Source organism: Vibrio sp. (assembly GCF_047973365.1).
Taxonomy (GTDB): Bacteria; Pseudomonadota; Gammaproteobacteria; order Enterobacterales; family Vibrionaceae; genus Vibrio.
Genome location: NZ_JBKEBW010000066.1, coordinates 1 through 11,472 on the forward strand (window position 1 = coordinate 1; position 11,472 = coordinate 11,472).

Sequence of the window (11,472 nt, forward strand, 5' to 3'; positions counted from 1 at the left end):
AGAAGCTCAGCAACAAATCACGAGATATATAGTTGGTTATTACAGCCAACTTAGGCCCCATCAATATAATGGCGGGTTAACACCCAATGAATCAGAACGATTATATTGGGAGAACTCTAAAACTGTGGCCAATTTTTATTGACCACTACACCTAATCTCGAAATAAACAGAAATGCAGTTTAGATAAACACGTATTACAACAAAAACAGACCTATTTAACGTTTAAACAAAAGATTATAAATCGTAAGGAGACAAGAATGTCTAACACCATTGCCTCTACAGCTGTAGAAGACCGTTCAGTTGAACTGAACGAATATGAACAAGAGAGAGTTCCCAAGCATAAACTGCTTGGTTGGCGACATTTCTTAGGAACCTATTCAGGTGAACATGTTGCAGGTACTGAGTTTGTTATCGGTGCGGCATTTGTTGCTTGGGGTGCTACCACTTTTGATATTTTAGTTGGTCTAGTCATTGGTAACATAATGGCAGTACTTACTTGGGCTCTGATTACAGCTCCTATCGCTACCCAATCTCGTTTAACTGTATATGAGTATCTAAGAAGAATCGCAGGTCCAGGCTTCAATAAAGTTTATAACATCGTCAATGCTGTGCTGTTTTGTGCCTTAGGTGGCTCGATGATTACAGTATCAGCTTCGGCAGTACGTATTCTGTTTGATATTCCTGCGCAAACACATTGGTATCCGGATAGTGCCGCATTCGTTGCTGTTGCCCTTGCAGTGGGTGCGATTGTTGTCGCTGTCGCTGTGCTTGGTTTTAAAAAGTGTGCTCAGTTTGCGACTGTATGTTCACCTTGGTTATTGGTGATTTTCGTAACAGGCGGCATGGTCTGTTTACCAGTACTAAGCAACCTAGGCAATGGTGAAGCATTTACCGGCTTCGACCAATTCTTCACCCTTGCAGAGCAATATATCTGGACAGGTAAAACACCTGATGGTTCTACCTCTCTATCTATGTGGCATATTGCAGCATTCGCTTGGGTTTGTAACTTAGCAATGCACGGCTCTCTAGGTGATATGGCACTACTTCGTTTTGCTAAGAGTGCAAAATACGGCTACTTCTCTGCATTTGGTATGTTCTTCGGTCATTACATTGCTTGGATCGGCGCAGGTATCATGGGCGCAGGTGCGATGCTATTGCTACAAACTAGCATGTCTAGCCTAGATGCAGGTGGTATTGCTCACGCTGCACTCGGCGCAACAGGTATCGTGGCGGTAATTATTGCTGGTTGGACAACATCCAATCCAACAATCTATCGTGCAGGTCTTGCCATTCAAAGTGTATTTCCTAGCAAATCACGCGCTTACATTACGACTGTAGTTGGTATTGTTACTGCGATTATTGCGTGTTTTCCATTCGTATTTACTCGCCTACTAGACTTCGTTGGCTACATGGGACTACTACTTGCCCCCGTTGGTGCAATCGTAGTTGCGGAACACTGGATCTTTAAGAAGATAGGTCTGACACCACTGTGGTCAAAATATCAAGGTAACAACCTCAACAAAGCAGCACTAATCACTTGGGCTGTAGGCGTGGTATTCGCAGTCACTCTGGAACAAATGGGTATTATTCACCTGTTCTTCCTATTCGCACCAACTTACCTATTATCTATTGCAATCTACATTGTACTAGCAAAATCAATGGGTGCAGGTGATAGCTATCAAGCACAAGAGAAGCAATACACAGAAGAGTTGCAAGCAGAAACCAAACGCCACGAAGCAGAGGCAAAACGCGAAGCCTCAATGGCTACAGGGAAAACACCTTCTGCTAGTGTGCTAGAAAACGTTTCAGGATTAATAGCACTTGCGTCACTGGCAGCCATCGTCTTCTCAGCAGGTAAAGTATGGTTCTCAGGAGCGGACTATGAAATGGCTTTCGAATCCTTTAAGAGCTTTGCCATTTATCCGACATTCCTATATTTCGTAACCGCAACAATCTGGATTACCAATAAGGATAAACGTGAGAGCTAACTCTCGACGAATCTAGAATGTTATTAATTAAATCCTCTGATAAATCTCAGGGGATTTTTCTTTTCAACAATATGCGATACTCATAAAGCACTCACTTGAACTGTATTGTTACGCCTCATTTTGAAAAATTGCTTATGTTTATGAAATTAGAGCACCGCTATACGATCCCACGATGTTTTTAATTAGTACAAGCCCTTCTCCTCCCCTCTACGCAAGAGCTTTCATGTTGCTAATGGTATGGAATTCCTTCAATCAACGATTTTATTCGCGTATATACATTTAATGATGAAAATTTGAAATCAAACATGAACTTCTTGATAAATACGCCCATCAACGAATTCAGCGGGTAATTTTGTGAAGTTACTGTTCATTTAAATAAGCTTTAATACCATTAAATATTCAGAGGTATTAAGCATGATGAAAGCAGTAATCGCGATCGACCTTGGCGCATCCAGTGGACGCGTTATGGTTGGATATCTGGAGAGTGGAAAGATTCGTTTGCAAGAGTTCCACCGTTTCCAAAATCAGCAGGTGGTTCATGGCAATGAGTCATGCTGGGATCTGTACTCTATCTTAGAAGAGATCAAAGTCGGGATTAATAAGGTTATTGCAACTGGTATCGAGATCTGTTCATTGGGCATTGATACTTGGGGGGTCGACTTTGTTCTGCTCGACAAATTCGGGAAGCATTTAGGTGAATTTGTCAGCTACCGCGATGCCCGAACAGAAGGCGTGCAAGAGAAACTGTTGGCAGACAGCCAACTGTCGCTCCACGACATCTACCGTACAACGGGGATTCAGTTCTTATCTTTCAATACCATTAACCAGCTAAAAGCGATTGCTGATCAACAACCAGAGTGGTTTGGTGATATTGATACCCTGCTGTTCATTCCCGATTACCTTAATTACAAGCTATCGGGGGTAAAACATTGTGAATATACCAATGCTTCCACCAGCCAGCTTTTAGACTGCAAACAGAAAGTTTGGAGCCCAGAGTTAATCAAAGCGTGTGGAGCGAAACAGGAATGGTTCCTGCCACCACAAATGCCGAATCGTATCGTCGGCCAATACCATGTTGGTGATGTGCAAATTCCGGTTTGCTCGGTTGCCAGCCACGATACCGCTTCAGCGGTTGCGGCAACGCCAATTGCTCACGAAAACATGGCTTACCTAAGCTCAGGTACTTGGTCATTAGTCGGTATTGAAAGCTTTGAACCTTACACTGGTGAATTAGCGTACCAATACAACCTGACCAATGAAGGTGGTGTGGATGGTCGCTACCGCGTGCTGAAGAACATTATGGGCTTATGGCTCATCCAACGAATTAAAGCAGAAAATCCATCGTTAACTTTCCCAGATATCGCCGCATTGGCGCGCCAAGCACAGCCGTTTAAGTACATGGTTAATCCCAATGACCACGACTTCTTAAACCCAGCCTCAATGACGCAAACGATTAAACACTGGTTTAAAAAGCGTGATCTCGAAGCACCAGAAACCTTGTCTGAAGTAATTCGCTGTATCTACGACAGTTTGGTTTTAGCCTACGACAAAGTGCTTTCTGAACTGGCAGAAGTGACCGGTAAAGCGATCACAGAACTGCGCATTGTCGGTGGTGGTACTCAGGATAAATTCCTCAACCAGCTATGCGCTGACGTGTGCCAAATTCCAGTGTCAACAGAACCAACCGAAGCTTCCGCATTGGGTAATGTCATTAACCAATTTATCGCTTCCGACATCATTACCTCTTTGGAAGAGGGTCGCCAGATCATTGATGCCTCTTCCGATGTGAAACATTTTTCAGCCAACCCAATTGCGGGATTAGAGCAAATCAAATCCCAGTTCCAGCAGATGATTAAATAAGGTAAACACAATGAGCAAAGAGCAAATCATTGCAGCTTACGAGCAAGCAAAGTCAGTTTTCAAAAAATACGGTGTAGATGCAGATAAAGCACTAGAGCAGCTAAACCAGACGCCAATTTCTATGCACTGCTGGCAAGGTGATGATGTGCGTGGCTTTGAGTCGCCAGAAACCACTCTAAGTGGCGGCATTCAAGCCACGGGTAACTACCCTGGTGCGGCAAAAACGCCAGCGCAACTGCGTGCCGATATGGAAAAAGCCTTCTCACTGATCCCGGGCAAGAAACGCGTTAATCTGCATGCCATTTATCTTGATACCGACGAACATGTGGAACGCGACCAAATCAAACCTGAGCATTTTGCTCGTTGGGTGGAATGGGCCAAAGAGAAAAACCTTGGTTTAGATTTTAACCCGACCCTGTTTTCCCACCCGAACGCCAGTGATGGCCTAACGCTGTCTCACCCAAATGAAGAGATCCGTCAGTTCTGGATTGAACACGTCAAAGCTAGCCGTAAGATTTCTGAATACTTCGGTCGTGAGCTTGGTACAACCTCATTTATGAACATCTGGATCCCAGATGGTATGAAAGATCAACCGGTAGACCGCCTCTCTCCACGTGCTCGTCTGGCTGACTCGTTAGATAAAGCACTGGCTGAAAAAATTGACCCGGCATTCCACAAAGATGCGGTAGAAAGCAAAGTGTTTGGTATCGGCGTAGAAGCTTACACCGTAGGTAGCAATGAATTTTACCTGGCCTATGCCGCCACTCGCGGTACCGCGCTTTGCCTAGACGCAGGTCACTTCCACCCAACAGAAGTGATCAGCGACAAAATCAGCGCAGTATCACTGTACGTCAACGACCTGCAACTGCACGTGACTCGCCCAGTTCGTTGGGATTCAGACCACGTTGTCTCTTTCGATGATGAAACTCAAGCCATCATGCGTGAAATCGTGCGTAACAAACTGCTTGATCGCGTAGCCATTGGCCTGGACTTCTTCGATGCTTCTATCAACCGCATCGCAGCATGGGTTATCGGTACTCGTAACGCACAAAAAGCGCTGCTGAAAGCACTGCTTGAACCGGTTGACCAATTGAAAGCCGCAGAACAAGCATTCGACTACACCAGTCGTTTAGGTCTGATTGAGGAAGCGCACTCGCTACCTTGGTCAGCGGTTTGGGATTACCACTGTTTACAACACGAAGTGCCAGTGGGCTTTGATTGGATCAACGACGTTAAAGACTACGAAGCCACCATTTTGGCTACTCGTTAATACAAATTGCTCAATACAGACAAGTCAGATTTCATATCTGGCTTGAGTTTGTTGACAAAGTCTCTTTCCGTCATTCCTGCGAAAGCAGGAATCTACTTACAGCATGCACTTTTATTAGATTCCAGATATTTCGTTCCGAAATTCTGGAATGACGATGTTGGGTTTGTCATCAGTCTGAAGTCAGATTGTATATCTGGCTTGTTTGGTTTAATAATAAGGTACACATCATGATTCAACTAAACGATGCAGTAATGCGCGAAATCGAGAAAGTCAGCGAAGTTTCTCAATATCTATGGCAACGTGAATGGGCAGAGCGTAATGGCGGCAACATCTCGGTTGATGTCACGGATCTCTTTGATGCAATTCCAACCGTTGATGCGCCAGTAAAAGCGCTACCGCTGCAACTCCCGATGGAAAGCGCGGGTCGTATTTATTACGTAAAAGGGACTGGTCAACGTATTCGCGAATTGCGTGACCCACAATACGCAGGCTGTGTGCTGCAAATCAACGCTGCTGCCAACGGCTACCAAATTCTTTGGGGTGGCAAAGCCAGCGTAGATTTTGCGCCAACCTCTGAGTTTATCAGCCACATTAAAATTCTGGTTGAGAAAAGAAAAGCAGGCTCTGACCATAGATCTGTGGTGCATACTCACCCGCTAGAGCTGATTGCCCTATCTCATCATCCTGATATCTCAAAAAGCAGCGAACTGTTCACTCACACATGCTGGAAAATGCTGCCAGAAGTGCGCGCTTTCGTACCACGCGGTATCGGTATGATCCCTTACTGCCTGCCTTCTTCGGAAGAGTTAGCCGACGGCACCACCGCGGCGCTACTGGTAAATGACGTAGCCATTTGGGAAAAACACGGTGCAACCGCATCTGGCGCTGACGTACTACAAGCCTTCGACTACATCGATGTAGCCAACAAAGGGGCAAAACTGTACCTGATGTGTACAGCGGCAGGCTATGAGCCAGAAGGCGTGACCAAAGAGAATATGGAAATTCTGAAGCGCGAATTTAATCTGTAATTCGCATTACGCGAGTGATGATAAATCCGTTCTTTCGTTTTAAGGGCCACTGATACAGGTGGCCCTTTTTGTCTTGAATTGCATGAACGTTTTGAGCTAATCCGATTAAAAACATTCCTATCGAAACATCACTCGCAAAAGATGAAACTATGCTTTCATGAACAATACAACCACCACAAACACTTCTTATAGCGGTACTAAAAAATAGTATCAAAAACAGTTGTAATGGTACTAAATATTAGTACTATACTTTTAACAGTTTGAGGAAGTTCATGAACAAGAAGCACAGGAAAACATTAACCGCTATTTTTGCCCGCCCTGTCAGTGGTTCTATCAAGTGGCCAGACATAGAAGCTCTCTTTGTGGCATTAGGTGCAGAGGTGGAAGAGCGAGAAGGTTCACGAGTTGGCATAGTATTGTTTGGTGAAGTTCAAGTTTTTCACCGTCCTCACCCTCACAAAGAAACAGACAAAGGCACAGTTGTTAGTGTCAAGAAATGGTTAGAAAGAAACGGAGTAACAGCATGAAAAATTTAATGGTTATTAGCGGAGTCAAGGCTCTTATTGATTACGACCCCGATGCTGAAACTTTTCGTGGTGAATTTGTCGGGTTAAACGGTGGTGCAGATTTCTACGGAGAAAGCATTGCAAAGCTGGAAGAAGAAGGCGCGAAATCTCTAAGTATCTTTTTGGAAATGTGTCAGGAACGGGGCATAGAGCCTTACAAGAATTTCTCTGGCAAATTTAATGTGCGAATTTCACCAGAAATGCACTCACAACTTAATGAAATCGCGCTTTCTAAGAGCATGAGCTTAAATGCAGTGATAGAAAAAGCTGTCCATGATTACATCGAACATTCTGCATAATGGATAAGCGAAAGAATCGATCAAACCATATTACCCCCTACAACTGCTCTTTCTTCAGCAAAAACACGACAACATCAAAGTAAAAATTGTCGTATTTTTGCGAGGTAAAAGTGAACCGTATTTTGTTTTATCTGCAAAGCCTTATATTAATGCTCTGCATTTTTATCTTTATTACACTGCTTCACTTTCTTAATCGAACTCGTATCCATCTCGATACCTTCCCAACTGGTGACTGTCAGCTTATTACCATTTGGAACAGCCTTAACGATGCCCGTATTATGTAGACCAGTAGTCAGGGCAAAAGTAAGATCGACGTTATCCGCTAAGAATGGCATAGACCACCCAATAGAAGCACCGTGTGAAACGATCGCCACAATCCCATCATCACATTCATGAGCTTTAACAATCTTTTTGTAACCGGGAACTGTACGAGCCACCATATCACCAAGCGCTTCTCCATCTTCCCCACTCACGGCAAGTTTCACGTATGTTTCACCATTCATCCATTGAGGTAGCACGGTATACATTGCATTCATAACCTCTTCTTGTGAGTATGAATCAGGTACCGCAGGATCCCATTCTCTGATAGCAGGAACAACAATAGGTTCAGGTAAATCTGTTTCTGCAGAAATATAATAAGCAGTTTGAATGGTACGTAAAGCATCACTGCTATATAGGCTAGTTACAGGCTTTTCAGATAAGCTCTGAGCCATAATGGTTGCCTGTTGACGCCCATTATCTGTTAACTCATTCAGATAGTTTGGCGTTGGATTATGCGCATTTGCAAGACCAATATTGGCTTCTGTCTCCGCATGGCGAATAAACCAAAATTCGACATCTGCAGCTACAGGCAGAGACAATGTTAAAGCACTGCAAGCAGTTGTTGAAAAAAGCACTTTACGTAACATATTTTTATCGCATCCATATGATGATTAATGAATGACGAAATCTAAATAAAAATAGTTACAATAATGTTACCAACCCAATCTAAAAACCTTGCAAATGAAAATAACAGCTCAAATTTAGAGCCGACTCCCAAAAGAAAGTTTACATTACATTTTAGCTCCTAGATCAATGCCATACTCGGCGCACAATAAGAAGCATCGCCCGATAGGGCGGTGAGTAGTCACAATATTTATATGCAACCCAATGATAGCTGGGTGATATGCTAGATGAGAATTATAGGCTTCCAGAAATTGAAAACCCCAGCTCAAGGCCGGGGCGAATTCTTTAGGTCTTTACGCAAGGTCTTGGACATAATCCTTAGAACCAAACGTCAACCTTGTGGTGGATTGTATGTAATACTGACGCAGGCGTCAACATTGAAGTTCGAGAGCAATAATAAATGCCACATACAATTTGCTATCAGGAAATTATAGACGATCTTATCACAGAAGAACGTCTAAAAAGCTATGAAGTTACATTTAATACGCAAAACGATATTGAATTACTCGGAGCTTACTTATGGAACTCCCACGTTTGCTCAGCTCTCTACCCTTTACTTAGTGCCACAGAAGTGGCATTACGCAACGCTATTGACTCTGCGCTAACCGCTTCAGAAGATTTGGGTTACTTTTGGTGGAGGAAGAACAAGCTCCATTTTAAAAGTTTCAACCCAGATAAGCCAAATAAGAAGCCTCCATTTGAAGTCGAGGCTATAAGGACTAACTTCTCTAGGGCTGCATCACAAGTTAAACAAGACAAAAAGAAACGTTATAACATCAACAACCCAACGCCGAAACACCAAGAGATAATTGCAAAGACTGAATTTTCCACATGGGAGTTCATTCTTAGTAAAGAGTTCATGGGGCCAGGTTTGATTTGGCCAACTCACCTAGGTACTGTGTTCAAAGGTGAATGGAACACAACCAAGACCAAAGCACTACTAAGCAATACAAAAGATCTAGTCAAGACCGTAAGAGAATTCCGGAACAGGGTATCTCACCACGAACCTGTGTGGAAAAAATATGGAGTGGCTACTGAAGATGATGCTATTGAACATTTGCACGAAAAAATAGACAAAACTTTGCAACTTTTAGCTTTAGTATCTCCAGAAAAAAAGCGTCTTCTGGAAAAAAACAAAATTGTTGAGAGAGCTTACCGAGCATGTACACTCGGTGAATTACGACGATTCCAACACAATATTGCTACACACAATGTGAAGTCTATTTCTAAGCTTTGTCGATTAGTACAAAGTGCACAAGAAGCCAATTCAGTTGAGAAGATTCAAGTGTATAAAATGGGAAAAATGAGTTTTTTGATTCACCCAAACTAGAGGGCATATACGCCATTATCTTCTTTTAATTCTATCTGTACCTGGCACTTGGAAATCGAGCGTAACGATTTTACTGTCCCCTTTATTACTAATAATTCCATCTGCTATACATATCTCATAGTTATACGAGTGAACTCTATTTGTTTAATATAAACTTTTATTTCCAACGCGATGGCTACGTGTTTGAGCCATCGCTTACCATTTTCGCGCGTAAAGCCTCGCCCAATTCGGGCGTGGAAAAGTCAGTTATTAAGATCAAATACCCGGCATAAAGAACGTTCATCTTTCTGCTTTGCAGTGATCTTGGAATTGAAGTACATAATGGTTCCATGATTCAAATCTTTCAGATACGGATTAACCGAGACACGTTCTTTTTTATACCAATCTTCGAAATAGCCTAAATTCTCTTTTTTCCACAAATCTTTCTGTTGATTCAATTTCATCGCAGGGACATACAGGATTTGTTGTATGTCGCCACCAGAAAATTTGAGTTTTTCAATCGGGAAACCTAATGGCAAAAACGTTTGTGCCGCCAAATAATCCCCATTCTGAGGTACCAGAGGAATATAACCATCGTTTTCTCTGATAAGCATTGGGATTCGGTCAGTATTGGCATAGCACGGAGCATACACCGCGTTACAAGTTTCATCATTTGAACCTTCAACTCTAGTGTAATCAAGCAAGTAGAAGTTATCGGCCCCTTCGTTATGATAGAGTTCAACGGCGCTGCTTCCTAGCGCAGCTTTCACCGTGTCTATCGCTATTTGGTTTAACGCGACGGCTTGGGCATCCAAATCTTGAGATTTATCGACCTTTTTTATGGTATAGAGCATTTGATAACCGAGACTGGCACTGTAACCCATTTTGGAACCTTGCTGAGCTAATAATTGCATGCCGGCTTCAAAAGGTGAAAGAGCGCCAAGAGCGGCTCCGGCGACAGTCAGAGCTGAAGAGGTATTTGCCAATTTATGACTATCTTTGATGTCGTCATAAAAGTTATCGAGGTTATGTAAGAGGGCGTATGACTTGAGAAAACACAGGACTATGGATTAAACCGGATATATGTGGATTAAACCGGATTGACATCAATAGTTATAAGGGATTGGAGGTTGCCATCAAATTTGAGCTTTAAAATTCGACTGGCGCGACACTTGAGAATAAAAATTAAAATAACCATGTTAAAGGCGCGAAACTTGAGAATAAAAAGATATACTACTACGCCTTCAACATAAGCTTATTATACACGTTAATGGTTTTGCATCATACTTCTAGACGGTTTCCCCATAACCAACACGACCTCACCGATTACTCGTAAGCTTTTGAGCTCACTTCTACTAATAAACTCTTCTGAATAGGCTGCATTGTCGCTTATCACTTTATAACCATCACGAGAAACACTGTATTCAAGTCTTTTGACTCGCAGTTTACCATCAAAATCAATAACGTATATGCCTTCAAAAGGCTTATCGCTTTCTGTTTTGATAAGCTTTAATAACAGGTCATCACCGCTCTCAATCGTTGGCTCCATACTGTCGCCATATGCCTCAATAATACACAGTTCCGCATGTAGCAATCGATGCCGCTTTAAATAGTTATGACTGAATGGATAGTACTCAATAGGAACTTCGGTATCAATGAAAGCCCCTCCGCCAGCTGAGGCTGCAACATTGTATTTAGGCATTTCATAGATGCGTTCATTTGTTATAGGGCAAATTGTCGATTCTGGCTCGTTGTCTTCGCCCGTGACAAGCCACTCAATGCTAACGCCTTCTTTGATTGCAATTGAGAACGCTGTATCTACAGGTGGTATAGAGCCTCTATTGATATATCCAGTCAGTGTTGATAGAGGAATATCCCAAGCCTCAGCTAATTTCCTATTGCTTCTCCCTTTCTTTAGTTCTAACAACCTATCTTTTATCGATCCTTTTCTCATGTCGACAAAAGGATCGGTTATGTCATTTGCTCGTCCTTGATCCGATTCTCTGCAACTCATTGATTTACCTAAACTCCCTTACGAACTTGAATAAAAAACAACCAAACGAGAAAAGGATCGCAATTCATCCCTGCTTTGTAATAAATTGCGATCAATACTTAGTTCTGTCATTAAGTAACACGGTTAAATGTTGCTTGTTAGTAGTGCTACTAAACAGTGTAGCTAAGTTTTCTCAGGAGATCACTATGTCTAT

10 protein-coding genes and 1 pseudogene are annotated in these 11,472 nt (G+C 42.6%); 8 read left to right on the top strand and 3 right to left on the bottom strand.

Annotated elements, in window-relative coordinates; translation table 11 throughout:
- From ACK5MF_RS09190 to ACK5MF_RS09220, 7 genes and pseudogenes are all read left to right on the top strand, one after another.
- Positions 1-142, top strand: a pseudogene (locus ACK5MF_RS09190) (IS3 family transposase); the annotation flags it as partial.
- A gap of 115 nt (positions 143-257) precedes the next feature.
- Entirely contained in the window at positions 258-1,988 is a 1,731-nt protein-coding gene (locus tag ACK5MF_RS09195) for a purine-cytosine permease family protein (RefSeq protein ID WP_416921496.1), read from the top strand.
- 414 nt (positions 1,989-2,402) lie between these two features.
- The gene (gene rhaB / locus ACK5MF_RS09200) at positions 2,403-3,848 is read left to right on the top strand and encodes a rhamnulokinase (RefSeq protein WP_416921498.1); all 1,446 of its coding nucleotides are present in this window, start codon (positions 2,403-2,405) and stop codon (positions 3,846-3,848) included.
- Between the two features lie 10 nt (positions 3,849-3,858).
- Positions 3,859-5,118 (top strand): L-rhamnose isomerase, encoded by a 1,260-nt coding sequence (locus ACK5MF_RS09205; RefSeq protein WP_416921500.1) that lies wholly within the window; start codon positions 3,859-3,861, stop codon positions 5,116-5,118.
- A gap of 227 nt (positions 5,119-5,345) precedes the next feature.
- Entirely contained in the window at positions 5,346-6,146 is an 801-nt protein-coding gene (gene rhaD, locus ACK5MF_RS09210) for a rhamnulose-1-phosphate aldolase (protein ID WP_416921502.1), read from the top strand.
- A 272-nt stretch (positions 6,147-6,418) separates the two neighbouring features.
- Positions 6,419-6,673: a type II toxin-antitoxin system HicA family toxin gene (locus ACK5MF_RS09215; RefSeq protein ID WP_416921504.1), complete on the top strand. Its 255-nt coding sequence runs from the start codon at positions 6,419-6,421 to the stop codon at positions 6,671-6,673.
- The gene (locus tag ACK5MF_RS09220; protein ID WP_416921506.1) at positions 6,670-7,011 is read left to right on the top strand and encodes a type II toxin-antitoxin system HicB family antitoxin; all 342 of its coding nucleotides are present in this window, start codon (positions 6,670-6,672) and stop codon (positions 7,009-7,011) included. The genes ACK5MF_RS09215 and ACK5MF_RS09220 overlap by 4 nt, the downstream gene beginning before the upstream one ends.
- Positions 7,012-7,157: 146 nt before the next feature.
- Here ACK5MF_RS09220 and ACK5MF_RS09225 read toward each other — a convergent pair whose 3' ends face one another.
- Complete coding sequence (locus ACK5MF_RS09225) at positions 7,158-7,919, bottom strand: histidine phosphatase family protein (RefSeq protein WP_416921508.1); 762 nt, start codon at positions 7,917-7,919, stop codon at positions 7,158-7,160.
- A gap of 437 nt (positions 7,920-8,356) precedes the next feature.
- Here ACK5MF_RS09225 and ACK5MF_RS09230 point away from each other — a divergent pair, with 437 nt between their 5' ends.
- A complete protein-coding gene (locus ACK5MF_RS09230) occupies positions 8,357-9,286 on the top strand; it encodes an Abi family protein (RefSeq protein ID WP_416921510.1) in 930 nt (309 codons plus the stop codon).
- Positions 9,287-9,528: 242 nt separating this feature from the next.
- Here the strand turns inward: ACK5MF_RS09230 and ACK5MF_RS09235 are convergent, their stop codons facing one another.
- Together ACK5MF_RS09235 and ACK5MF_RS09240 are read right to left on the bottom strand one after the other, a co-directional pair.
- Positions 9,529-10,251, bottom strand: coding sequence for a hypothetical protein (locus tag ACK5MF_RS09235; RefSeq protein WP_416921512.1), 723 nt, complete (start codon positions 10,249-10,251; stop codon positions 9,529-9,531).
- A 281-nt stretch (positions 10,252-10,532) separates the two neighbouring features.
- Positions 10,533-11,279 (bottom strand): LexA family transcriptional regulator, encoded by a 747-nt coding sequence (locus ACK5MF_RS09240; protein ID WP_416921514.1) that lies wholly within the window; start codon positions 11,277-11,279, stop codon positions 10,533-10,535.
- Between the last annotated feature and the right edge of the window lie 193 nt (positions 11,280-11,472).